The sequence below is a fragment of the Streptomyces sp. RK9 genome, from assembly GCF_045070545.1.
GTDB lineage: Bacteria > Actinomycetota > Actinomycetes > Streptomycetales > Streptomycetaceae > Streptomyces > Streptomyces alboflavus.
Window position 1 is genome coordinate 1525989 of sequence record NZ_CP173704.1, and the last position, 22483, is coordinate 1548471.

General features: G+C 73.3%; 23 protein-coding genes. 17 read left to right on the forward strand and 6 right to left on the reverse strand.

Translation table 11 applies throughout. From position 1 onward, the window contains the following. Positions 1 to 27 precede the first annotated feature (27 nt). Both AB6L24_RS27010 and AB6L24_RS27015 read left to right on the forward strand, forming a co-directional pair. Positions 28 to 993 (forward strand): ABC transporter substrate-binding protein, encoded by a 966-nt coding sequence (locus tag AB6L24_RS27010; RefSeq protein WP_405659363.1) that lies wholly within the window; start codon positions 28 to 30, stop codon positions 991 to 993. 243 nt (positions 994 to 1236) lie between these two features. Further along, on the forward strand, positions 1237 to 2529 hold the full coding sequence (locus AB6L24_RS27015; protein WP_405659366.1) for a hypothetical protein: 1293 nt from the start codon (positions 1237 to 1239) through the stop codon (positions 2527 to 2529). Between the two features lie 311 nt (positions 2530 to 2840). Here AB6L24_RS27015 and AB6L24_RS27020 read toward each other — a convergent pair whose 3' ends face one another. Both AB6L24_RS27020 and AB6L24_RS27025 read right to left on the reverse strand, forming a co-directional pair. Continuing rightward, positions 2841 to 4253, reverse strand: a complete 1413-nt coding sequence (locus AB6L24_RS27020) for a PH domain-containing protein (protein WP_405659369.1) — start codon at positions 4251 to 4253, stop codon at positions 2841 to 2843. Further along, positions 4250 to 4765: a PH domain-containing protein gene (locus tag AB6L24_RS27025; protein ID WP_405659371.1), complete on the reverse strand. Its 516-nt coding sequence runs from the start codon at positions 4763 to 4765 to the stop codon at positions 4250 to 4252. The genes AB6L24_RS27020 and AB6L24_RS27025 overlap by 4 nt, the downstream gene beginning before the upstream one ends. A gap of 94 nt (positions 4766 to 4859) precedes the next feature. Here AB6L24_RS27025 and AB6L24_RS27030 point away from each other — a divergent pair, with 94 nt between their 5' ends. After that, a complete protein-coding gene (locus tag AB6L24_RS27030) occupies positions 4860 to 6047 on the forward strand; it encodes an NADH-quinone oxidoreductase subunit D (protein WP_405659374.1) in 1188 nt (395 codons plus the stop codon). 21 nt (positions 6048 to 6068) lie between these two features. On the opposite strand, the gene AB6L24_RS27035 is transcribed toward AB6L24_RS27030, so the two are convergent. Then, positions 6069 to 7022, reverse strand: a complete 954-nt coding sequence (locus tag AB6L24_RS27035; RefSeq protein ID WP_405663357.1) for an SAM-dependent methyltransferase — start codon at positions 7020 to 7022, stop codon at positions 6069 to 6071. Between the two features lie 172 nt (positions 7023 to 7194). On the opposite strand from AB6L24_RS27035, the gene AB6L24_RS27040 reads away from it, so the two are divergent. Continuing rightward, positions 7195 to 8397: a sensor histidine kinase gene (locus AB6L24_RS27040; protein ID WP_405659377.1), complete on the forward strand. Its 1203-nt coding sequence runs from the start codon at positions 7195 to 7197 to the stop codon at positions 8395 to 8397. 175 nt (positions 8398 to 8572) lie between these two features. Next, entirely contained in the window at positions 8573 to 9247 is a 675-nt protein-coding gene (locus AB6L24_RS27045; RefSeq protein ID WP_030361035.1) for a response regulator transcription factor, read from the forward strand. A gap of 58 nt (positions 9248 to 9305) precedes the next feature. Here AB6L24_RS27045 and AB6L24_RS27050 read toward each other — a convergent pair whose 3' ends face one another. Continuing rightward, positions 9306 to 10415, reverse strand: coding sequence for a DUF5937 family protein (locus AB6L24_RS27050; protein ID WP_087885287.1), 1110 nt, complete (start codon positions 10413 to 10415; stop codon positions 9306 to 9308). A 315-nt stretch (positions 10416 to 10730) separates the two neighbouring features. Between AB6L24_RS27050 and AB6L24_RS27055 the strand changes: the two genes are divergently transcribed. Then, positions 10731 to 10967 (forward strand): hypothetical protein, encoded by a 237-nt coding sequence (locus AB6L24_RS27055; protein ID WP_405659380.1) that lies wholly within the window; start codon positions 10731 to 10733, stop codon positions 10965 to 10967. Here AB6L24_RS27055 and AB6L24_RS27060 read toward each other — a convergent pair. After that, entirely contained in the window at positions 10927 to 12174 is a 1248-nt protein-coding gene (locus tag AB6L24_RS27060; protein WP_405659383.1) for a beta-eliminating lyase-related protein, read from the reverse strand. The genes AB6L24_RS27055 and AB6L24_RS27060 overlap by 41 nt on opposite strands. A gap of 210 nt (positions 12175 to 12384) precedes the next feature. Between AB6L24_RS27060 and AB6L24_RS27065 the strand changes: the two genes are divergently transcribed. From AB6L24_RS27065 to AB6L24_RS27115, 11 genes are all read left to right on the forward strand, one after another. After that, complete coding sequence (locus tag AB6L24_RS27065) at positions 12385 to 13386, forward strand: Rossmann-like and DUF2520 domain-containing protein (protein ID WP_405663360.1); 1002 nt, start codon at positions 12385 to 12387, stop codon at positions 13384 to 13386. Further along, the gene (gene panC, locus AB6L24_RS27070; RefSeq protein ID WP_405659385.1) at positions 13383 to 14432 is read left to right on the forward strand and encodes a pantoate--beta-alanine ligase; all 1050 of its coding nucleotides are present in this window, start codon (positions 13383 to 13385) and stop codon (positions 14430 to 14432) included. The genes AB6L24_RS27065 and panC overlap by 4 nt, the downstream gene beginning before the upstream one ends. 112 nt (positions 14433 to 14544) lie before the next feature. Continuing rightward, complete coding sequence (locus AB6L24_RS27075; RefSeq protein WP_405659388.1) at positions 14545 to 16248, forward strand: L-aspartate oxidase; 1704 nt, start codon at positions 14545 to 14547, stop codon at positions 16246 to 16248. 5 nt (positions 16249 to 16253) lie between these two features. Further along, complete coding sequence (nadC, locus tag AB6L24_RS27080) at positions 16254 to 17261, forward strand: carboxylating nicotinate-nucleotide diphosphorylase (RefSeq protein WP_405659391.1); 1008 nt, start codon at positions 16254 to 16256, stop codon at positions 17259 to 17261. Beyond that, on the forward strand, positions 17261 to 18067 hold the full coding sequence (locus AB6L24_RS27085) for a type III pantothenate kinase (RefSeq protein WP_380842012.1): 807 nt from the start codon (positions 17261 to 17263) through the stop codon (positions 18065 to 18067). The genes nadC and AB6L24_RS27085 overlap by 1 nt, the downstream gene beginning before the upstream one ends. Positions 18068 to 18210: 143 nt before the next feature. Continuing rightward, entirely contained in the window at positions 18211 to 18525 is a 315-nt protein-coding gene (locus AB6L24_RS27090) for a hypothetical protein (protein ID WP_405659393.1), read from the forward strand. A 381-nt stretch (positions 18526 to 18906) separates the two neighbouring features. Further along, positions 18907 to 19563 (forward strand): hypothetical protein, encoded by a 657-nt coding sequence (locus AB6L24_RS27095; protein WP_405663362.1) that lies wholly within the window; start codon positions 18907 to 18909, stop codon positions 19561 to 19563. A 13-nt stretch (positions 19564 to 19576) separates the two neighbouring features. Continuing rightward, complete coding sequence (locus AB6L24_RS27100) at positions 19577 to 19756, forward strand: hypothetical protein (protein WP_030361024.1); 180 nt, start codon at positions 19577 to 19579, stop codon at positions 19754 to 19756. Between the two features lie 154 nt (positions 19757 to 19910). After that, positions 19911 to 20414 carry a BlaI/MecI/CopY family transcriptional regulator gene (locus tag AB6L24_RS27105; RefSeq protein ID WP_193560849.1) on the forward strand — a complete coding sequence of 168 codons (504 nt, stop codon included), beginning with the start codon at positions 19911 to 19913 and terminating at the stop codon, positions 20412 to 20414. A gap of 9 nt (positions 20415 to 20423) precedes the next feature. Next, on the forward strand, positions 20424 to 21017 hold the full coding sequence (locus AB6L24_RS27110) for an amino-acid N-acetyltransferase (protein WP_405659396.1): 594 nt from the start codon (positions 20424 to 20426) through the stop codon (positions 21015 to 21017). A 225-nt stretch (positions 21018 to 21242) separates the two neighbouring features. Then, positions 21243 to 21581, forward strand: coding sequence for an Lsr2 family protein (locus AB6L24_RS27115; protein WP_030361021.1), 339 nt, complete (start codon positions 21243 to 21245; stop codon positions 21579 to 21581). On the opposite strand, the gene AB6L24_RS27120 is transcribed toward AB6L24_RS27115, so the two are convergent. After that, positions 21560 to 22243 (reverse strand): SCO3374 family protein, encoded by a 684-nt coding sequence (locus tag AB6L24_RS27120; RefSeq protein WP_405659399.1) that lies wholly within the window; start codon positions 22241 to 22243, stop codon positions 21560 to 21562. The genes AB6L24_RS27115 and AB6L24_RS27120 overlap by 22 nt on opposite strands. Between the last annotated feature and the right edge of the window lie 240 nt (positions 22244 to 22483).

The window sequence follows — 22483 nt, forward strand, 5'->3', positions numbered from 1 at the left end:
GGAAACTCTCGAAATGGTGGTTCACCGATGAACAGCAGGACGCGTCGCGCGCGACGGATGGCAGGGGCGGCCACGGCCGTCGTGGCGCTGACCGCGGGGCTGACCGCGTGCGGCGGCGACAGCCTGGAGGACGACAAGGGGTCCGACGGTGGCGGCAAGGGCAAGATCGTGGTGGGCTCGGCGCGGTTCACCGAGCAGAAGGTGCTCGCCGAGCTGTACGCGGGCGTCCTGCGCGACGCCGGGTACGACGCGTCGGTCAAGACCGTGCAGAACCGCGAGGTCTACGAGCCCGAGCTGAAGAAGGGCACCATCGACGTGGCGCCCGAATACGCGGCCACGCTCACGGAATTCCTCAACCTGAAGAAGAACGGCGCGGACGCCAAGCCGGTCGCCTCCAGCGATCTCGACGCGACCTACGGCCAGCTCACGAAGCTCGCCGGGGCGCGCGGCCTGAAGGCACTCCCCGCAGGTGAGGCCGTGGACCAGAACGCCTTCGCGGTGACCGAGGATTACGCCGAGGAGCACAAGCTCAAGACGCTTTCCGATCTTGGAAAGTCCGGCGAGAAGGTCCGCATCGCCGCCGGTGACGAATGCGAGACCCGGCCGTTCTGCGCGCCCGGCCTGAAGAAGAAGTACGGCATCGACGTCGCCGGAATCGACCCCAAGGGCGTCGGCACCACCCAGTCCAAGCAGGCCGTGAAGAACGGCACGGACCAGCTCGTCCTGACGACGACCACGGACGCGACGCTGAAGAACTTCGGCCTCGTGATCCTGGAGGACGACAAGAAGCTCCAGAACGCCGACAACATCCTTCCCGTGGTCAACGAGAAGGAGGCGGGCGACAAGAAGATAGCCGCGGCGCTCGCCAAGGTCACCAAGACGCTCACGACCGACGATCTCATCGAACTCAACCGCAAGGTCGACGCCGAGCGGCAGAAGGAAGTGGACGTCGCCAAGGAGTATCTGGAGTCGAAGGGCCTGATCAAGAAGTAGGTCCCCGGACGGCCCGGGCGCGCGCTTCGCGCGGTCCCGGGCCAGGCCGAACTCCGGATCCCCGGGGAGCCTTCGCGGCGGAATGCGGAAGCGGCGCGCGCCGGGTTGCGGAATCCGCGCGGAGGAGATGGAGTGACGCTTCCAAGAGGAAGTGGCACGACGGGGTGGGGAGTTGCGGTGGGGGTACCGGGAATTTGGCGGGCGGGGCACCAGACTTCGCCTACGCGCGGTAAGTTTCTGGCCATGCCACGTGGACGTCACCGCCATTCCCCACCACTGCACAGGCTGCTTCCTCCGTCGGCGGTCGCAGGCTTCTCCCTCGTCTGCGCCGGCGGCGCCTGGATGTTCGCGGAACCAGTCGTGTTGCGCGGCCTCGCCGCCGCCGCGGCCGCGAGTGCCGTCATCGGCTCGGTCGTCATGCGCCAGTGGGACCGGTCGGCGGGCAAACGCGTCGCCGAGCTGAGCCGGGCCCGGGCGAGCGACGAGTGGCGCTACGACGAGCGCATAGCCGAGGCCGAGTCCGACCTCGAGGAGTCGCGCGAGCTGCGCACCAAGCTGGAGGCCAAGCTGCGCTCCAAGCGCGCCGAGCTCGCGGCGCTCCGCAACGAGCACGCGGCGCTGCTCCGGCGGTACGCGACGGCGGAGACCGAGCGGGCCAGTGCCCTCGAAGGGCGGCGGCTGCTCGCCATCGAGACGTCCACGCCGACGCGGGCGTTGCCGCCCGGGGTGGGGGCGGACGAGGGTGAGGTCGGCGTATCCGGTGAGGTGGACGGGGCTGCGGACGAGGTGGAGTCCGTCGACTCGGGTTCGGGTTCGTCTGCGTCCTCTGCGTCTGCGTCTGCGTCTTCGTCGGGGGAGTCCGTCGAGTCTGTCGACTCCGGTTCGGCCGGGGAGTCCGTCGACGCGGTCGGTTCCGCCCAGGGCTCCGAGCCTTCCGAGGGCGTCCGGGTAGCGGTCCGGCCCGGCGCCAGTCCTACGCCCTCGCTGTACGGGCGCGCCAACGACGCGCTCGACCGGCTCGCGCGGGCCGAGGCGCGGCCCGCGGTGACGGAGGGCGGGCTCGACGCCGCTGACGGCCCCGAGTTCGCTGACGCCGCCGAGTTCGCCGAGGACGGCGACGCCGCCGGTGACGTGGACGGCGGTGACGGCCAGGGGAAGCCCGCGGCGGCCGACGGGCACGGTCACGAGCGTGCGGTCGCCGGTCACTTCGCGGTTCCCGCCGCGGCGGCCGTGGTGCCGCCTGCGCGGGTGCGGCGGCCCGCGGGAGAGGGCGGCTTCGACTTCTTCGGTACGAAGAGCACGTCCGCGAAGAGTGTGGCTCCGGCCGCCCTGGAGGCCGTGCAGAACGAGGACCTCGCGGACGTCGTCGGCGAGGAGGCCCTCGCGGTGCACAAGGCGGAGGCCGAGGCCGAGTTCAGGCCGTCGGACGCGGCGACGGACGCCGAGCGCGGGGTCGGTCAGGTCATCGACCTGACGGCCCACGACGAGACGGAGCAGATCGACGTGGAGGGGCTGCGCACCGCACTGCGCGCGTAGCGTTCCCCTGGCCGGGGCGCCTTGGGCCGGCCGCCCGTTTCAGTCGGACGCGGGGCGCCGTCCGGCGGCGGTGGGCCTGCTCGACCTTGTCGCCGCGTCGCCGTGCGCCCTCCCTCGACCGCCGCTGCGCGGCGGCCGATCTCCCACCCGCCCACCCGTTTCGGTCGGACGCGGCACACCGTCCGGCACCTGCGCACCCGTGTGCTCCCGGCCCCGATGTGCCCGAGCGCGCCGCGCTCAGCCCCCGGCCCCGAGGCGTCCGCGCCCGCCGCGCCCAGCTCTCCGCCCCGAGGCGCCCGCGCCCGCCGCGCTCAGCCCTCCGCCCCACCCGCCATCCACCGATCCGGCAGCGCCTCCCGGCGGCCCGTTCGGGAGCGTTCTGCCTGGGCGTGGAGGAGTTCGTAGGCCTCCTGTGTGGCCCGGAGGCGGGCTGTGACCGTCTTGTTGGCGCCCGTGTCCACCTTCACGTCGGCGACGTCCTTGAAGCGCTTCCAGGCGCCCTGGGACAGCCGTACGCTCTGCACCTTCGCGTGCGGGACCAGGGAGAGGCGGCGGCGGAGCAGGCCGTGGCGGGCGGCGAAGACGGCGTCGGTGACCGTGAGGCCGTAGCCGTGCCACCACACCGGGACGCACCACGCCGCCCGTTTCGGCGGGCGCGACAGTTCGCTCGCCGCCGGTACCCGCGCCCCGGGCAGCACCCGCGCGATCACCGACTCGGCCTGCGCCCGCGGGGCGACCGGCACCAGGACGCTGTTGGACGAACCCGCCACGTCCAGCTCCACGCGCACCCAGTCCAGGCGCCGCCACAGCATCGGCTCGACCACGTGGACCGTCTGCACGCGCCCCGGCGGCACCGTCTCGTGCGCCTTGTCGAGCAGCCCGTGGTCGATGCGCAGGCCGTCCGGCGACTCGCCCACCCGCCAGTCGTACTCCGCGATGAACCGGCCCACACTGCTCGCGAACGCGCCGCCCAGCATCGGCAGCGCCGTCGCGATGACCGTCCACGCGTTGTGCGTGATCAGCCACAGCACCGTCGGCACGACCAGCGCGGCCACCAGGAGCGCCCAGGGCGCGCCGGTCAGGAGCAGCGACACGGCGAGCATGCGGGGCTCCACGTGCAGCAGGTTCCGCGCGGGCGCCTCGCCGACCTCGCGGGCCGTCTCCGGGGCGAAACCGGCCGCCCGCGCGAGCAGTTCGGCGCGCAGCGCGGCGGCGTGCCGCTCGTCGAGATAGGCCAGCTCGTCCTTCTTCTCGGTGCCGACCACGTCCAGTTTGAGCTTGGTCACGCCCACGAGGCGGGCCGCGAGCGGCTGCGTCATGTCGACGGCCTGGAGCCGGTCGAGGCGGATGTGCGCCGTGCGCCGGAACAGCAGCCCGGTGCGGATGCGCAACTCCGTGTCCGTGACCGCGTAGTGCGTGAACCACCAGCTCAGAAAGCCGTACAGGGCACCGCCGACCACCACGGCCGTGGCGCCGAGCGCGAGCGTCGTCGCGGTCAGCTCGGACAGGCGCCGCTGGGTGCCGTCCGGGTCGTGGAAGGCCCAGCCGACGAGGATCGCGACCGGCGCCCACGCGCGGCGCAGCGGTGTGACGGGGTGCAGGCGCCGTTCCCGTACCTCTGTCGAGTCGGGTGCGGCGCCGCCGGCCGCTGCGGTCTCCGACTGCGCCGGTACGTCGCCGGGCGTCCCCGCCCCGTCCTGCTCCCGCTCCCGCGCCCCGCTCACAGCCCCGCCGATCGGGCCTCGCCGAGTTCCGTGAGGCGGTCGCGCAGGCGCTCGGCCTCCTTGGGGTCGAGGCCGGGGATGCGGGCGTCCGTGGCGGCCGCCGCCGTGTGCAGCTGGACGCCGGCCAGGCCGAAGTACCGCTCGACGGGGCCTGACGTGACCTCGACGAGCTGCATGCGGCCGTACGGCACGATCGTCTCCTGGCGCCACAGCACGCCCCTGCTGATGAGGAGGTCGTCGGCCCGCTCCGCGTACCGCCACGAGCGCCAGTTGCGCCCGAGCAGGACCCAGCCCCAGGCCGTGAGCGCGAACGGCAGCGCCGCGAAGGCCGCCCACCCGGGCCCGGCGAACAGGCCGAGGAGCACGCCGAGCGCCACCCCGATCGGCACCAGCCACACCGCGAGCAGCATCCGGCGCATGGTCAGCACTCCGCGCGGCAGCCCGGTCCACACGGGCGGCGCGTCGCGCTCCCCCGTGGCTCCCCCTGGCCCCGACCCCGTCCCGGTCTCCATGCACCCAAGCGTACGTACGGGATCCGACAGCGGGGCGGCCCGGCGTACGGGATCTGACCGTGGCACCGCGGCGGGCGTACGACAGACTGTGGGCATGAGCCCCACGACGGAGCACACGCCCAGCACGCGGACGACGGAACCCGCCGAGACCACGTTCGGCATCGGCGGTGCCGCGGAGAGCACCGACATGGTGCTCAACATCGGCCCCCAGCACCCGTCCACGCACGGCGTGCTGCGCCTGCGGCTCGTCCTCGACGGCGAGCGGATCGAGCGTGCGGAGCCGGTCATCGGCTATATGCACCGCGGCGCGGAGAAGCTCTTCGAGGCGCGCGACTACCGGCAGATCGTGATGCTGGCCAACCGCCACGACTGGCTGTCGGCGTTCTCGAACGAGCTGGGCGTGGTCATGGCCGTCGAGCGGATGCTCGGCATGGAGGTGCCCGAGCGCGCGGTGTGGACGCGCACGCTCCTCGCGGAGCTGAACCGGGTCCTGAACCACCTGATGTTCCTCGGCTCGTACCCGCTGGAGCTCGGCGGCATCACCCCGGTCTTCTACGCCTTCCGGGAGCGCGAAGAGCTGCAGAACGTCATGGAGGAGATCTCCGGCGGGCGCATGCACTACATGTTCAACCGGGTCGGCGGCCTCAAGGAGGACCTGCCCGCGGGCTGGACCACGCGCGCGCGGGCGGCCGTCGCCTCGGTGCGGTCGCGCATGGACGTGTACGACCGGCTCGTGCTCGGCAACGAGATCTTCCGCGGGCGCACCCGTGGTGTGGGCGTGCTCTCCGGAGAGGCGGTGCATGCCTACGGAGTGAGCGGTCCGATCGCCCGCGCCTCCGGAGTGGACTTCGACCTGCGCCGCGACGAGCCGTATCTGGCGTACGGCGAGCTCGGCGACGTCCTGAAGGTGGTGACCCGCGAGGAGGGCGACTGCCTGGCCCGCTTCGAGTGCCTCCTGGAGCAGACCCACAACGCCCTGGACCTCGCGGACGCCTGCCTGGACCGCGTCGCCGACCTCCCGCAGGGCCCGATCAACCAGCGGCTCCCGAAGGTGCTCAAGGCCCCCGAGGGCCACACGTACGCCTGGACCGAGAATCCCCTCGGCATCAACGGCTACTACCTGGTGTCCAAGGGCGAGAAGACCCCGTACCGGCTGAAGCTGCGCTCCGCCTCGTACAACAACATCCAGGCCCTCGCGGAGCTCCTGCCGGGGCAGCTCGTCGCCGACATGGTGGCGATCCTGGGGTCGCTGTTCTTCGTCGTCGGTGACATCGACAAGTAGCGGGCCCATGGGGCCCTGCCTTCAGGGCGTGAGTACGCCCCCCAGGGGCATGCCGACCGGCTGCGTCAGCCAGCCGAAGTCGCCGAGGCCGCCCGCCGCCGTCAGCTCGGCGGCCTCGCCCGCGCGGGCCAGCGCCCGTACGTAGCCGGCCGGGTCGCCGGAGGCGAGGGACAGGGGCGGGCGGTCGCCGGAGACCCCGAGGGCGCGCAGGGCGGCGCGCTGGGTGAGGAGCAGGGCGTCGGGCAGGGCGCACGCGTCCAGGGCGACGTGCGCCGTGATGTCGCGGCTGCCGTCCGGGACGGGCCGCTCCTCGCGGCCCGCGCGGAAGCCCGTCAACGTGCCGAAGGGCGGCCGGTCGGCGCGCGTGTGGGCGTAGTCGACGGCGACCGCGAGGCCGCGCGTGAGGGTCGCGAGGGCCGCCGCCCACGCCTCGTCCCGGGGGCGGCCGATCTCCGCGCGCAGGCCCGCCTCCGGGCCGAGCGGCCACCAGCGCGCGAGCCACGCGGCGTCGGGCCCGGCCACCGGAGCGCCGAGTTCCTCGTTGCCGTCGGTGTGCACGAGGACCTGGCGCACGGCCCCGTCGGGGGCCCGCTCGGCGACGTCCAGGGGGACGTTGTCGAGCCACTCGTTGGCGAACAGCAGGCCCGTCACGTCGGCCGGAGGCTCCGCGCGCCACTCGATCACCGGGTCGAGGCCTTCGGGGCGCGCGGCGCGCTCCACGGCGTACGCGCGCGTGCGCGCCCCCACGTCCGCCGGCAGCGCCGCGAGGACGCCCGCCGTCAGCTCGCCGCGGCCCGCGCCCATGTCCACGAACGCCAGCTCCCCGGGGTGCCCGAGCGCGGCGTCGACGCGGCACAGGAGGCGGGCCACGGCGCCCGCGAACAGGGGCGAGGCGTGCACGGAGGTGCGGAAGTGACCCGCGGGTCCCTCCGGGCGCCGGTAGAAGCCCTCCGGGCCGTACAGCGCCTCCTCCATGGCTTCCCGCCAGGCGCGCGGCGCGCCGACTGGCGCTCGCGGCGCTCCCCGTGCCTCATTCGTCACAGCGAGAAGGGTATGCGGGCCTCCACCTTGGGGAGTACGAGGCGGCCGTACGGATCGGACCTCCGGTTGACCCGAGGGGCCCGACGGGTTGCCTACGCTGGGTTACGTGCAGCGCCTCTATGACTTTCTCCGCAGACACCCGACGGGAGTCGACGCCTTCTGGGCGTTCGTCCTGTTCGGGATCTCCGGGCTTGGCGTGGTGGCCGTCGCGGAGGCTGACGGCCGCGACCCGGCCCTCGCGTCGATTCCGGTCATCATCGGCCTGTGCCTGGTGGTGACGCTGCGGCGCCGGTGGACCGACCGGATGCTGCTGGTCGCCGCCGGGATCGGCGTCCTGCAGATGGTCTTCGACGTGGAGCCGGGGCCGGCCAACTTCGCGATGCTCGTGATCATCTACACGGCGGCAGCGGACGGCCCGCCGTGGGCCTCGCGGTTCGCCCTGGTCGGAGGGCTCTCCGCGGCGCCGCTTTCGCAGCTGCGCTGGCCGGAGAGCTCGTCGGGGGTCTGGGGCAGCCTCCTGTTCATGGTCTTCATGGTGGTGCCGTTCGCGCTCGCCTGGGTGCTCGGCGACTCCATCCGCACCCGCCGCGCCTACCTGGCCCAGCTGGAGGAGCGCGCGGACCGCCTGGAGAAGGAGCGCGAGGCGCAGTCCAAGGTCGCGGTCGCCGCCGAGCGCGCCCGCATCGCCCGGGAGCTGCACGACGTCGTCGCGCACAACGTCTCCGTGATGGTGGTGCAGGCCGACGGCGCCGCGTACGTCCTGGACGCCGCGCCCGACCAGGCCAAGCAGGCCCTCGCCACCATCTCGGGCACCGGCCGCCAGGCCCTCGCGGAGATGCGCAGGCTGCTCGGCGTGCTGCGCACCGGCGAGCCCGAGGAGAGCGGTGAGTACGTCCCGCAGCCGGACGTGGAACAGCTCGACGAGCTGATAGAGCAGGTGCGCGGCGCGGGCCTGCCGGTCGACTTCCGGGTGGAGGGCACCCCGCGCCCGCTGCCCAGCGGCGTCGAGCTGACCGCGTACCGCATCGTCCAGGAGGCGCTGACCAACACCCGCAAGCACGGCGGCGAGAACGCCGGGGCGAGCGTCCGGCTCGTCTACTTCGACGACGGCCTCGGGCTGCTCGTCGAGGACGACGGCAAGGGCGCCCCGCACGAGCTGTACGAGGACGGCGGCGCCGACGGCAGCGGCCACGGCCTGATCGGCATGCGCGAGCGCGTCGGCATGGTCGGCGGCACGCTGGACGCGGGACCGCGTCCGGGCGGCGGATTCCGCATCAGTGCTCTGCTGCCACTGAAACCCGCACACTGACACCTGTCAGTGCCGTGCCGCCGCGCATGTCGAGCGTGCGCGGGGCGCGCCCCGCGCGGCCGCCGCCCCGAGCCCCCGCCCCGCGCCCCCGCTCCGTCCGCGATGATGGACGGACGACCCATCCATGAAGGCCACGCACGAAGGCCGTGCACGAAGGCCGTGAAGGGACTCCTTGATGTCGATCCGCGTGATGCTCGTCGACGACCAGGTGCTGCTGCGCACCGGGTTCCGGATGGTGCTCGCCGCGCAGCCGGACATGGAGGTCGTCGCGGAGGCCGGCGACGGCGTCGAGGCGCTGCAGGAGCTGCGCTCCACAGCGGTCGACGTGGTCCTGATGGACGTCCGGATGCCGAAGCTGGACGGCGTGGAGACGACGCGGCGCATCTGTGCCGCCGCCGAGCCGCCGAAGGTGCTGATCCTGACCACCTTCGACCTCGACGAGTACGCCTTCTCGGGCCTGAAGGCGGGCGCGTCCGGCTTCATGCTCAAGGACGTGCCGCCCGCCGAACTGCTCGCCGCCATCCGGGCCGTGCACAGCGGCGACGCGGTCGTCGCGCCGTCCACGACGCGGCGGCTGCTCGACCGCTTCGCGCCGATGCTGCCGGGCACCGGCAGCCAGCCGCACCACAAGGAGCTGGGGCGCCTCACCGAGCGCGAGCGCGAGGTCATGGTGCTCGTCGCCCAGGGCCTCTCGAACGGCGAGATCGCGGCGCGGCTCGTGCTGTCCGAGGCGACCGTGAAGACGCACGTGGGCCGCATCCTGACGAAGCTCGGGCTGCGCGACCGGGTGCAGGTGGTGGTGCTCGCCTACGAGACGGGTCTTGTGCGGGCGGGCGGCGGGACGGGCTGAGCCCCGCGCGGGGGCGGTCCGCCGTGTGGGCCGGGCGCGGCCTGCCCCCGGTGACGGCTCAGCGCAGGACGCCCTCGATGAACTCGCTGCCGAGGCGGGAGACCACGCCCAGGTCGAGCTGGTGCTGCACGTACCGCCCGCGGCGGCGGGTCGTGATCAGCTCGGCCTTCTTCAGGACGCTCAGGTGCCGGGATATCTCCGGGGCCGTCATGCCGTGCGCGTCGGCCAGCTCCCCCGTGGTGTACGACCCGCGGGCCAGGTGGCGGCACAGGCGCATCCGGACCGGGTGGGACAGCGCGGCCATGCGGCGCGTGAGCTGCTCCACGGAGGCGGGGGCGGCGAGCCCGGGGGAGTTCACCGGATACGTGATCGAGGACTGCCAGCCGAACCGGTGAAGGACCAGCAGGTGCGGCCAGCCGAGGCTGGTCGGCACCAGGACCAGGCCGCCCTCGCCCGTCCTCGTCTGGCCCACGGCCATCTTGTCGATGGTGATCCTGCGGGCCTCCTCGTCCAGGGTCACCGCTCCGGAGATGGCGTTCAGCGCCTCGCCGAGGCCCTTGCGGCGCAGCAGGTCCGTCTTGTGCCGGGCGTCCGCGGCGAGCTGATGGCTGACCCGCGACCAGGTGTCGGCGAAGAAGGCCTCGTCGCAGTCCTCCATCAGCTGCCGGAACCAGGCCCGCACGGCGGGCGGGTCGTCCAGGAGGCGCTTGGTGAACCGCACCTGGTGGTCACCGCGGGCCGCGGCCAGCTCCAGGGCGTGGCGGCGCGTCTCCGGGTCGTTCAGCGGGTCCGTCGCGCGCTGTGTGTCGTACGCCAGCTGACAGGTGAACTCCAGGGCCGCGTCCACGAACTGCTGGTCCGTGAGCTTGTCCAGGAGGTCCAGCTCCTCGGCGAGGGTGGCGCCGGGGAGCGTGGTCTTGCCGGGGATGCCGGCGAACGGCGCGAAGACGTCCGAGAACGTCGTCCGCCACAGGAAGTCCGCCTCGCACATGCGGTCCGCGAGGCACGGGTCAAGGCGCGTGGAGACGGCCGTCGCCCAGCCCTGCAGCCCCGGGTGGTGGCCGGGCTCGGACAGCGCGTGCAGCGCCATGCCCAGCTCGGCGAGGGGCGAGGGCACGACATGGACCCGCTCCGGCGTCAGGCCGGTGATGTCGATGCTCACGCTCATGTCCCCATGGTGCACCGTGCCACTGACAGCGCCGGCGTCGATTGACGACTGACGTCAATCGACGCGACGTGGCCTGCCGGCCGGGCGCAGGGTGGGGTTGTCGCCGGGTCCGGCGGCTCGCCCGGGGCGCCGATGGTGTCGTCCTCTTGCGTGGCCTGGTCGTCGGCCTGTGGTGCCGTCTGTCGCGCTTCGCGCTCGTCCTCGATCGCCGGACGGGCTGTCAGTCACCCGCCGTCTCGTTGTCGCCTACTCCTTTGGGCTCCCTTGGTCTCCCTGGTGTCCGTTAAGTAACATTTCTTGTGAAAGGTCTACGTCATGAGCGTCACCCAGCAGTACCTCCTCGACAGCTACCGCGCCGCCCAGCACGGGGAGCGGACGCCGCCCGCGCCCGGTGTGTGCGACTGGCAGGTCGTGCGGGAAGTGCGTGACTACGGGCGCTTCAACGCCGTCGTCCACGAGCGTCCGGCGCACGGGCGCTTCCGGGGCGCGCTCGGGCGGCTGCTGCGCGGGCTCAGGGGAGGCGGCGCACGAACTCCGCGACCGCTGCCCTGACGTCGTCGGGCGTCCACGCCAGGCCGGGTCCGGTCACGGTGACCTCCGTGACCGACAGGCCCGGCGGTCCCTCCGGGAACCAGCGCCAGAACAGCTGGGTCCCGGTCTCCTCGGCCTGCGTGAGGGCCGCCTCGTTCAGGACGTCGGCGTCGTACGGCAGCCAGACCTGGAACTGGTGGGTGTGCGGGGGATCGGGGTGTACGCGCGACCAGGGCACCCGTGCAGCCGTGAACCCCTCGTGCAGCGCCCGGGCGACCACGCGCGCGTGAGTGACGTATTCCGGCAGGCGCGGCAGCACGCGCTTGAGGCCGAGCAGGGCCGACACGGCGGTCGGGAACTGCTGGAACATCAGACCGCCGTACCGGTGCCGCCAGGCGCGCGCCTCGTCGGTCAGCGTCCGCGGCCCGGCGAGCGCGGCGCCCGCGATGCCTTCGAGCGACTTGTAGAACGACACGTACACGCTGTCCGCGACCGCCGCGATCTCCGGCAGCGGGCGGCCGAAGTGCGTCGTACACTCCCACAGCCGTGCCCCGTCGAGGTGCACGACGGCGTCCCGTTCGCGCGCCGCCGCCGCCACGTCCGTGAGCTCCTGCCAGTCGGGCAGGACGAAACCGGCCTCCCGTAGCGGCAGTTCGAGCATCAGCGTCCCGAAGGGCTCCTCGAAGTCGCGCACTTCGTCGGCCGTGGGGCAGCGCGGCTCGTCCGTCGGGTGCACGGTGCGCAGACCGCTCACCACGGAGAGGGCGCCCCCCTCGTGCACCTCCGGATGCGCGCGCGGGTGCAGGGCCACGGTGGCGTTGCCCGTGCGCCCCGCCCAGCAGCGCAGCGCGACCTGCTGGGCCATCGTGCCGGTGGGGAAGAAGACGGCGTCCTCCTTGCCGAGCAGCCGCGCGACCTCGTCCTCAAGGTCGGCGACCACGCCGTCGCCGTACATGTCGCTCGTCCCGTCCGGGTCCGTGACGTCGGCGACGCCCTCGGCCAGGGCCGTGACGCGCTCGGCCAGGGTCACGGTCATCGGGGAGCGGGTCAGGAGGCGTGCGGCGCCGCGGGCCGCGGCGATCCGGCGCTCGCGGCCGTCAGGTTCGGTGGGCTCGTCCGGTTCGGCGGGCCCGTCCGGCCCGGTGGGCCCGTCCGGTGGGGTGGAAACGCGTGGTTCGGCAGACGCGTCCGGCTCGCTGGGGTCGTCCGGATTGTCGTGTGCGGTCATCCACAGATCATCGCGCGTGGTCGTACGAATGCCCACAGCCTGTGGACAGCCGACGGCGCTCCGCCGACGGATAGCGTTAGCATGACGAGAAATCGTCCGGTACCCCGAGCGGACTGGAACGGAAGGCCTCATCGCGTGAACGCATCCCACCGGCCGGAGCAGCGTCCGGAGCCCCGATCGGACCCCAGGGACCGCCCCGCGCGGCTCACCGTGGGCGTCGTCGGAGCGGGCCGCGTAGGTCCGGCGCTCGCGGCGGCGCTCCAGCTCGCCGGGCACCGCCCGGTGGCCGCCTCCGGGGTGTCCGACAGCTCCGTGCGGCGCGCCGCCGCCATGCTGCCCGACGTCCCGCTCGTCTCGCCCGCCCAGGTCCTCGAGCGCGCCGACCTGGTCCTGCTCACCGTCCCCGACGACGCACTGCCCGGCCTGGTCGAGGGCCTCGCCGAGACGGGCGCGGTGCGCCCGGGACAGCTCCTGGTGCACACCTCCGGGCGGTACGGCGCGAAGGTGCTCGAACCCGCCCTGCGCGCCGGTGGCCTGCCCCTCGCGCTGCACCCGGCGATGACGTTCACCGGCACCCCCGTGGACGTACAGCGCCTGGCCGGCTGCTCCTTCGGCGTGACCGCACCCGACGAGCTGCGGCTCGCCGCGGAGGCGCTGGTCATCGAGATGGGCGGCGAGCCCGAGTGGATCGCCGAGGAGGCCCGCCCGCTCTACCACGCGGCCCTCGCGCTCGGCTCGAACCACCTGGTCACGCTGGTCGCCGAGGCCATGGAACTGCTGCGGGACGCGGGCGTCGAGGCCCCCGACCGCATGCTCGGCCCGCTGCTCGGCGCCGCCCTCGACAACGCCCTGCGCTCCGGTGACGCGGCCCTGACCGGGCCCGTCGCGCGCGGGGACGCGGGCACGGTCGCCGCGCACGTCGCCGAGCTGCGCAAGCACGCGCCGCAGACCGTCGCCGGGTATCTGGCGATGGCCCGCGCGACCGCCGACCGCGCCCTCGCCCACGGCCTCCTCAAGCCGGAACTCGCCGAGGACCTGCTCGGGGTGCTGGCGGGCGGGGTGAACGGGCCGGGGGGCCTTGGGGGATCGGGGCTCGGTGGTCCGGCTGGTCCCGGTGGTTCGGGCGGTTCGGGCGGTTCGGGCGGGCCGAGTGAGCCCGGCGGTTCGGACGGCCCGGATGGCCCGGACGCTTCGGACGGAGGGGACCGATGAGCGAGGAGACGAACCCGCGGGTGCCGCAGGAGCCCGGGACCCCCCGCGACACCACCCTCCTGCACACCGCGGCGGACCTCCGCGCCCGCCCCCGCGCCGGGCGCCGCGTCGTCGTCATGACCATGGGCGCCCTGCACGAGGGCCACGCCACGCTGGTCCGCACCGCACGGCAGGCGGCGGGACCCGGCGGCGAGGTCGTCGTCACGGTCTTCGTGAACCCGCTGCAGTTCGGCGCGGGCGAGGACCTGGACCGCTATCCGCGCACCCTCGAAGCCGACATCAAGACCGCGTCCCAGGCCGGTGCGGACGTCGTGTTCGCCCCCGCCGCGGAGGAGGTCTACCCCGGCGGCGAGCCCCAGGTCCGGGTCACCGCGGGCCCCATGGGCACCGTCCTCGAAGGGGCCACGCGCCCCGGGCACTTCGACGGCGTGCTCACCGTCGTCGCCAAGCTGCTGCACCTGACCGCGCCCGACGTGGCGCTGTTCGGGCAGAAGGACGCCCAGCAGCTCGCGGTGATCCGCCGCATGGTGCGGGACCTGAACTTCGACGTGGAGATCGTCGGCGTGCCCACGGTCCGCGAGGACGACGGCCTGGCCCGCTCCAGCCGCAACCGCTACCTGTCGCCCGAGGAGCGCCGCACCGCGCTCGCGCTGTCCCGCGCCCTGTTCGCGGGCCGTGACCGGCACGCCGCACAGGAGGCGCTGCGCGCCCGGGCCGCGCTCGCCCCCGCCACCCACGCGCGCGTGGACGGCCTGAACGCGCTGGGCGAGGCCCGCGCGGCCGCCGACGCGCACGCCGTCGCCCAGGCCGTCCCCGCGGGCCCGGCGGGCCCCGCCGCCGTCCGCGCGGCCGCCCGGCAGGTCCTCGACGAGGCCAGACGGCTGCGCCCGCCGCTCGTCCTTGACTACCTGGCGCTCGTCGACCCGGCCGACTTCCGGGAGATCGCCCCCGACCACCGGGGCGAGGCGATCCTGGCCGTCGCCGCCAAGGTCGGCACCACCCGCCTGATCGACAACATCCCGCTGACGTTCGGAGCCCCGGCATGAGCCCGCGCCCGTGCGGCAGCCCCCGCACTCCCCGCAGCCCCCGCACCCCCGGCACGAGCGCCCGCCCGTGCGCCCCCGCCGCCATCCGCCCGATCCGGATCGGAGCCCCCGTATGAGTGCCACCGGCATACGCCTGTACGCCCCCGCGCCCGGCTGGTCGCTCGACGCCGACGTCGTGGTCGTCGGCTCCGGAGTGGCCGGTCTGACCGCCGCCCTGCGCTGCTCGGCGGCCGGCCTGAAGACCGTCGTCGTCACCAAGGCGCGCCTGGACGACGGCTCCACGCGCTGGGCGCAGGGCGGCATCGCGGCGGCACTCGGCGAGGGCGACACCCCCGAACAGCACCTGGACGACACCCTCGTGGCGGGCGTGGGCCTGTGCGACGAGGAGGCCGTGCGCGTCCTCGTCACCGAGGGCCCCGGCGCCGTACGCCGGCTGATCGAGGCCGGAGCCAGGTTCGACGAGTCGGCCGACGGCGGCCTGGCGCTCACCCGCGAGGGCGGCCACCACCGCCGCCGCATCACGCACGCGGGCGGCGACGCGACCGGCGCGGAGGTCTCCCGCGCCCTGGTCGAGGCGGTCCGCGCCCGGGGCATACCGACGGTCGAGAACGCCCTGGTCCTGGACCTCCTGACGGACACCGAAGGACACACGGCCGGAGTGACCCTGCACGTCATGGGGGAGGGCCAGCACGACGGCGTGGGCGCCGTCCACGCGCCCGCCGTGGTGCTCGCCACCGGCGGCATGGGCCAGGTCTTCTCGGCGACCACCAACCCGTCGGTGTCCACGGGTGACGGCGTCGCGCTCGCCCTGCGCGCGGGCGCCGAGGTCTCCGACCTGGAGTTCGTGCAGTTCCACCCGACCGTGCTGTTCCTGGGCGCCGACGCGGAGGGCCAGCAGCCGCTCGTCTCCGAGGCGGTGCGCGGCGAGGGCGCCCACCTGGTGGACGCCGACGGCGTGCGCTTCATGGTGGGGCAGCACGAACTGGCCGAGCTGGCGCCGCGCGACATCGTCGCCAAGGGCATCACGCGCCGCATGCAGGAGCAGGGCACCACGCACATGTACCTGGACGGCCGCCACTTCGGCGCCGACATGTGGGCGAAGCGCTTCCCGACGATCCTCGCGGCCTGCCGCAGCCACGGCATCGACCCCGTCACCGAGCCCGTACCGATCGCCCCCGCCGCCCACTACGCCTCCGGCGGCGTCCGCACCGACCCGCACGGCCGCACCACCGTGGCCGGCCTGTACGCGTGCGGGGAGGTCGCCTGCACCGGCGTGCACGGCGCGAACCGGCTCGCCTCCAACTCCCTCCTGGAGGGCCTGGTCTACGCCGAGCGCATCGCGGACGACATCACCGCACGGCACGCCGACGGCACCCTCCACGCGCGCGTGCCCGCCGAGCCGGCGCCCCCGCAGCGGCCCGCCCACCCCCTGCTGCCCCCGGAGGCCCGCTTCACCATCCAGCGGGTGATGACCGAGGGCGCCGGAGTCCTCCGCTCCGCCGAGTCCCTCGCCGCGGCCGCCGACCGGCTCGCCGCCGTGCACGCGGACGCGGCGGGCGCGCTCGCCGACGACGGCAAGACCGCCGAGCCCGGCGTGGATGCCTGGGAGACCACGAACCTGCTGTGCGTCGCCCGCGTCCTGGTGGCGGCGGCACGGCAGCGCGAGGAGACTCGTGGCTGCCACTGGCGCGAGGACCACGCGGACCGCGACGACGCGGCGTGGGGACGCCACATCGTCGTACGCCTCAACCCGGACCGGACCCTCATGACCCGCACCACCGACAACGCCCGTTTCCCCAGCACCCAGGAGCAGTGACCGACGTGAGCACCACCGACCTCCCCCTCGCCGACGGCACCGGCGGCTGCGGCGACGGCTGCGGCTGCGGCGACGCGGCGCACGACGCGATGGAGTGCGGCCTCGACCCGTCGCTCGTCCGGATGCTGGAGGACGCGGGCCTCGATCCCGTCCAGGTCGAGGACATCGCGCACCTCGCCATCGCCGAGGACATGGAGTTCTCGCCGGACGCCGTGGACGTCACGACGGTCGCCACCATCCCCGAGGACGCCGTGGCCACCGGCGACTTCACCGCGCGCCAGGCGGGCACCGTCGCGGGCCTGCGCGTCGCCGAGGCCGTCCTTTCGGTCGTCTGCGAGGACGAGTTCGAGGTGGAGCGGCACGTCGAGGACGGCGAGCGCGTGGAGGCCGGTGACGTGCTCCTGAGCGTCACGACCCGCACCCGCGACCTGCTGACGGCCGAGCGCAGCGCGCTGAACCTGATGTGCCGCCTGTCCGGCATCGCGACGGCCACGCGCGCGTGGGCGGACGCCCTGGAGGGCACCGGCGCCAAGGTCCGCGACACCCGCAAGACGACCCCGGGACTGCGCTCCCTGGAGAAGTACGCGGTCCGCGCGGGCGGCGGCGTCAACCACCGCATGTCGCTCGCCGACGCGGCCCTCGTCAAGGACAACCACGTGGTCGCCGCGGGCGGCGTCGCGCAGGCCTTCAAGGCCGTACGGGAGATGTTCCCGGGCGTGCCCGTCGAGGTCGAGGTGGACACCCTGCACCAGCTGCGCGAAGTCCTGGACGCGGGCGCCGACCTGATCCTCCTGGACAACTTCACGCCCGGCGAGACGGAGGAGGCCGTCGCCCTCGTCGCCGGCCGCGCCGCCCTGGAGTCCTCCGGCCGCCTCACCCTGGAGAACGCCCGCGCGTACGCGGAGACCGGCGTCGACTACCTCGCGGTGGGCGCCCTCACGCACTCGTCCCCGATCCTCGACATCGGCCTCGACCTGCGCGAAGCACGCGTCTCCGGAGAGGTGAGCAGCTGATGCTGCTCACCATCGACGTAGGCAACACACAGACCGTCCTCGGCCTGTTCGACGGCGAGGACGTCGTCGAGCACTGGCGCATCTCCACCGACCCGCGCCGCACCGCCGACGAACTCGCCGTGCTCCTGCGGGGCCTGATGGGCATGCACCCGCTGCTCGGCGACGAACTCGGCGACGGCATCGACGGCATCGCGATCTGCGCCACCGTCCCGTCCGTCCTGCACGAGCTCCGCGAGGTCACGAGGCGCTACTACGGAGACGTGCCCGCCGTCCTCGTGGAGCCCGGCATCAAGACCGGCGTCCCGATCCTCATGGACAACCCCAAGGAGGTCGGCGCCGACCGCATCATCAACGCGGTCGCCGCGGTCGAGCTCTACGGAGGCCCCGCGATCGTCGTGGACTTCGGTACGGCGACGACGTTCGACGCGGTGTCCGCGCGCGGGGAGTACGCGGGCGGCGTCATCGCCCCCGGCATCGAGATCTCCGTCGAGGCTCTCGGCGTGCGCGGCGCCCAGCTCCGCAAGATCGAGCTGGCCCGGCCGCGCAGCGTCATCGGCAAGAACACCGTGGAGGCCATGCAGGCGGGCATCCTGTACGGCTTCGCGGGCCAGGTCGACGGCGTCGTACGGCGGATGGCGCGCGAGCTCGCGGGTCCTGACGCCGACCCCGAGGACGTGACCGTGATCGCGACGGGCGGGCTCGCGCCGATGGTGCTCGGCGAGGCGTCCGTCATCGACCACCACGAGCCGTGGCTCACGCTGATCGGCCTGCGCCTCGTCTACGAACGGAACGTGTCGCGCGGCTGACCGCCCGTTTCACGCCGCCGGGTGCGGCACCTCGACGCCAACTTCTCGCGTCCGCGAGACAACCAGCACCCCCGTCCAAGAGTCTGTGCTGGGAGGGGTTCTGACCGGGTGTCTGGTACGGGTGGCTGAAGAGTGTGGGGCGGATGAGGGGCAAGGCACGCCTGGGTGTCGCGACGGCGGCCGCGCTGGTGGCACTGACGGGTGCCCCGGCGACGGCAGCGGCGACGACGACGGACCCGGCCACGTCCGCGTCGGCGACCTTGTCGCTCCCGTCCCCGACCCGAACGGTGACCCCCACGCCGACGGTGACCCCCACCTCGACCACATCCTCGCCCACCCCCACGGACCGCATGGCGGACACCGGCGCAGGCGTCATCCCCTGGATCGTGGCAGCGGCGGCAGGAGCCCTGGGCATAGGCGCAGTGGCCTTCGCGACGACCCGCCGCCGCCCGGACTGACAAACGGCAGTACCAATCCAGCCTGTCCGGCGCTTGAGGACGAGGCCGCAGGCCGATCGGCGGTGCTCGGTCCCACCCGAAGGGGACGACGGGGCAAGCCCAGCCTGTCCGGCGTTTGAGGACGAGGCCGCAGGCCGATCGGCGGTGCTCGGTCCCACCCGAAGGGGACGACCAGGCAAATCCAGCCCGTCCGGCGCTTGAGGACGAGCGCGCAGCGCGACCCGGCGGCGCCCCGGCCCACCAGAAGGAAACACCCACCAGCCCCACACCAACCTCGTCCCCCAAGGCCCCCAGGCCACGCCCACGTGTCCGTTAAGAGGATTTTGTTCCCCCAGCGCGTATCGTCACCCCATGCCCACGCCATACGGATCCCGGGGCGGCATGGCCTTCGGTGCGCAGGAGCTGCGAGTGCTCCGCCGTGCGCTGGCCCACGCCCTGCACCCCAGCACCGTTCGTGCCCTTGACGACCAGGCCGTGCAGGACTGCGTGCGCCTGGCCGACGACATCGACGAGGCGGTACGTGAGGGCGCCCGGCTGCGCGCCTTCCTGGTGGCCGACCTCGCGCGCTACCGTGCGGCCCTTCCCGGCACCGCGGCCGGGTATCTGGAACTCCTCGAGGACGTCCTCGCGACCGGGTACCGCCCGGGCGCGGACGACCTCGCCGCCCTGCGCGCCCTGCGCGGCAACCCGCACGCGACCGCGCTCCTGGACCGCTGCCGGGTGCTCGCCGAACGGGCCGTACGCGCCCGCCTGGCGGCGACGACGGCGGCGACCCCCGGGGCCGCCCCCGAGGTGGACGAGACGGCGCGGACCGGCCCCCGCCCCACCGTCCCCCCGTCCCGCACCCGCCTCCTCGCCCTGCCCGGCGGCCTCACCGCGGCCGACGAGAAGAAGCCCGCGCCCCGCCCGAATCCCCCCGCGGAGCGCCCCGCGGCCCCGCAGGAGCGCCCCCGCCCCGTGCCGACGCCGGCCGAGGTGTTCCCGCCCAAGCGTCCGGCACAGCCCGCCGCCCCGTCGCAGCGCCTCGCGGCGGGCTAGCTACGCTGGGGGCATGGACTACGTCTCCGCGCTCGTGCCCCCCGTAGTGATGGCCGTGTTCTTCGTCGGCCTCATCGTGACGATCGTCAAGACCCAGGGCGGCGCCAACAAGGCCAAGGAGGACGCCGCCGTCGACGCGGCGATCGCCCGCACCGAGGCCGTCCGGCAGACCACGAAGACCAGCGACGCCTGAGCGACCGCCACACCACGGCCCCCTCGGCCCCACCGGGGCGCGGGTCGCCGCCCGGCGCACGACTCCACCGAGTCGTGCGCCCTTTTTGTTGCGGAAATGACCGGTATGCCACGTCCATCACGCCATTAGTGGTCTCGCCCACTATTGTTCAGCTGTGCCTCGCCCCTTGGGAGAACTCGAAGACGCAGTGATGACGCGGGTGTGGAAGTGGAACCGCCCCGTGACCGTTCGAGAAGTCCTGGAAGACCTTCAGCAGGAACGGTCCATCGCCTACACGACGGTCATGACCGTTTTGGACAATCTCCATCAGAAGGGCTGGGTGCGCCGCGAAGCGGAAGGCCGGGCCTATCGATATGAGGCGGTCTCCACGCGGGCCGCGTATGCCGCCGCTCTGATGAACGACGCCTGGTCGCAGAGTGACAACCCGGCGGCGGCTCTCGTCGCCTTCTTCGGCATGATGTCGCCCTCGCAGCGGGAAGCGCTCAGCGACGCCGTTCGCATGGTGGAAGGCGACACGGTTCGCAGGGAAGACGAAGCGGATCGCAAGGCCGAAGCCGAAGCCGAAGCGGATCGCAAGGCCGAAGCGGCGGAACGCGGACCGGGAGGCGGGGAAGGACCGGAGAACCCCGGCGGCCCCGGACCCGGGCCCGAACGATAGCGTCCGCTCATGCCAGCACAGCCCGACGAACTCCCCCCGGCGCCCGGCGAACTCGGGGCGCACGGCACGCCCCCGGCAAATGCGGTCTCCGTGCGCAGGGCCCGCACCGCCGATGTGCCCGCCGTCCGGGACCTGCTGGACTCGTACGTCCGCAGGGGCGTCCTGCTCGACAAAGCGACCGTCACACTTTACGAGGACATCCAGGAGTTCTGGGTCGCGGAACGCGCGGACGGCAACGGCAATGGGACGACGGTGGTCGGCTGCGGCGCGTTGCACGTGATGTGGGAAGACCTCGCCGAAGTACGGACACTTGCGGTGAATCCACAGGTCAAGGGCGCGGGCGTGGGTCATCAGCTGCTCGGAAAGCTGCTTGGGACCGCGCGTTGGCTCGGTGTCCGGCGGGTATTCTGCCTCACCTTCGAAGTCGACTTCTTCGCCAAGCACGGCTTCGTGGAGATCGGCGAGACGCCCGTCGATACCGTCGACACTGATGTCTACAGCGAGCTGCTGCGTTCCTATGACGAGGGCGTCGCCGAGTTCCTCGGCCTCGAACGAGTGAAACCGAACACCTTGGGCAACAGCCGGATGCTTCTGCATCTGTGATCGTGACGGAGGTATTCCGGGCAGTCACCTGCCCCGGTGCCCTATGTCCGAAACGCGCATGTTTCCCGGGATCTCGTGCAGTCGGTCTCTCCCAGGGGTTTGTGTTTTTCCGGGAAAAGCGGTTTGCTTTCCGACGTACTGCAGTGCTGCATATAACAGGGGGCGGCGATTCGGCGGCTCACCCCGCATGGTCCGGCCCTGAAGTTATCGATGAAAGGAAATCCGGTGGCACAGAAGGTTCAGGTCCTTCTTGTCGATGACCTCGACGGCGGCGAGGCGGACGAGACCGTGACGTTTGCGCTGGACGGCAAGTCGTACGAGATCGATCTCACCACCGCCAATGCGGACAAGCTCCGCGGCCTCCTTGAGCCCTACCTCAAGGGCGGGCGCCGCACCGGCGGCCGTGCCAGCGGCCGCGGCAAGGCGCGCGCCGCTGCCGTGGGCGGCGGCAACCAGGACACGGCGGCGATCCGCGCGTGGGCGAAGGACAACGGCTTCGAGGTCAACGACCGCGGCCGCGTCCCCGCGTCCATCCGCGAGGCCTACGACAAGGCCAACGGCTGACTGCTCGCACGTCGCAGCCGGACCCGGTGGCACGCAGTGGCCGCCGTGTCCACGAGCCGTACGAGGTCGGAGCCCGCGGCGGAGCCGGAATGGGGGTCGGTTCCGCTGCCGTCCGTGGCCAGAGCGACGCTCGGCGCCAGGCCGGGCAGGGCCGTCAGCGACGGCAGTTCTCGCTCCACCTCGTGGCCGGGCTCGGGGGGCCGCAGCCACACGGCGGCCCCCGAAGGGCCGACGGCCCCGGGCGGCGTCGGCGCGTCGACGAGACCGCCCGCGCCGATCGCCGCGAGGTCCAGGGGGATGTCCCCCCACTCCAGCCAGTCGAGCAGCCCCGGCAGCTCGTCCGCGCTGCCCGCGGCCACCAGGATCCGCATGGTCTCCCCGTGCAGCGCCACGGGCGCCTTCGGGCCCAGCTGCCGCAGCGCCGCGAAACCCGCCTGAGCGGGCATTTCCAGTACGTCGAAACGCAGCCCCGTGACGAGCCGGACGTCCGGCCCCGGGGCCACGGCCCAGCCGAGCACGTTCTCGTACCAGCACCGCACCGCCGCCGGATCCCAGCATCCGGCCGCCGCCGCGTCCCACTGGCGCGCCGCGCGGGGCCCCGCCGGATCCGGCGCCGCACGCCGGTCGGCCGGCGGCCTGGGGTGAGGAACGCTGAGGGCCATGTCCGGAGCAACAGCGCCGGGCACACTGGAGTTACGGCTCGCGTCACGCTGGGTGCCGCCGTGACTGCGCACGGTGGCCGAAAAGGGGGCGTGATGGCGTACTGCGCAGCGCAAGGGTGTTCGCCCGTAGCGGAGGGAACCGGTGCGCGCTGCATGGAGTGTCAGTGCATACGGGTAAGACATCCCTAGTGGGGAGGGGCGACACGCAGCGTTCAGGCGTCTCACGTTCGCCAACGGCGT

What these genes read in the sequence shown, in the direction of transcription:
- AB6L24_RS27085 (WP_380842012.1), top strand. Translation starts at nt 17,261, where the DNA reads ATGCTGCTCACCATCGACGTAGGCAACACACAGACCGTCCTCGGCCTG.
- AB6L24_RS27095 (WP_405663362.1), top strand. Translation starts at nt 18,907, where the DNA reads ATGGCCTTCGGTGCGCAGGAGCTGCGAGTGCTCCGCCGTGCGCTGGCC.
- AB6L24_RS27060 (WP_405659383.1), bottom strand. Translation starts at nt 12,174, where the DNA reads ATGACCGCACACGACAATCCGGACGACCCCAGCGAGCCGGACGCGTCT.
- AB6L24_RS27015 (WP_405659366.1), top strand. Translation starts at nt 1,237, where the DNA reads ATGCCACGTGGACGTCACCGCCATTCCCCACCACTGCACAGGCTGCTT.
- AB6L24_RS27110 (WP_405659396.1), top strand. Translation starts at nt 20,424, where the DNA reads ATGCCAGCACAGCCCGACGAACTCCCCCCGGCGCCCGGCGAACTCGGG.
- AB6L24_RS27035 (WP_405663357.1), bottom strand. Translation starts at nt 7,022, where the DNA reads ATGGAGGAGGCGCTGTACGGCCCGGAGGGCTTCTACCGGCGCCCGGAG.
- AB6L24_RS27050 (WP_087885287.1), bottom strand. Translation starts at nt 10,415, where the DNA reads ATGAGCGTGAGCATCGACATCACCGGCCTGACGCCGGAGCGGGTCCAT.
- AB6L24_RS27010 (WP_405659363.1), top strand. Translation starts at nt 28, where the DNA reads ATGAACAGCAGGACGCGTCGCGCGCGACGGATGGCAGGGGCGGCCACG.
- AB6L24_RS27100 (WP_030361024.1), top strand. Translation starts at nt 19,577, where the DNA reads ATGGACTACGTCTCCGCGCTCGTGCCCCCCGTAGTGATGGCCGTGTTC.
- AB6L24_RS27075 (WP_405659388.1), top strand. Translation starts at nt 14,545, where the DNA reads ATGAGTGCCACCGGCATACGCCTGTACGCCCCCGCGCCCGGCTGGTCG.
- AB6L24_RS27120 (WP_405659399.1), bottom strand. Translation starts at nt 22,243, where the DNA reads ATGGCCCTCAGCGTTCCTCACCCCAGGCCGCCGGCCGACCGGCGTGCG.
- AB6L24_RS27090 (WP_405659393.1), top strand. Translation starts at nt 18,211, where the DNA reads ATGAGGGGCAAGGCACGCCTGGGTGTCGCGACGGCGGCCGCGCTGGTG.
- AB6L24_RS27025 (WP_405659371.1), bottom strand. Translation starts at nt 4,765, where the DNA reads ATGGAGACCGGGACGGGGTCGGGGCCAGGGGGAGCCACGGGGGAGCGC.
- AB6L24_RS27030 (WP_405659374.1), top strand. Translation starts at nt 4,860, where the DNA reads ATGAGCCCCACGACGGAGCACACGCCCAGCACGCGGACGACGGAACCC.
- AB6L24_RS27055 (WP_405659380.1), top strand. Translation starts at nt 10,731, where the DNA reads ATGAGCGTCACCCAGCAGTACCTCCTCGACAGCTACCGCGCCGCCCAG.
- AB6L24_RS27045 (WP_030361035.1), top strand. Translation starts at nt 8,573, where the DNA reads ATGTCGATCCGCGTGATGCTCGTCGACGACCAGGTGCTGCTGCGCACC.
- panC (WP_405659385.1), top strand. Translation starts at nt 13,383, where the DNA reads ATGAGCGAGGAGACGAACCCGCGGGTGCCGCAGGAGCCCGGGACCCCC.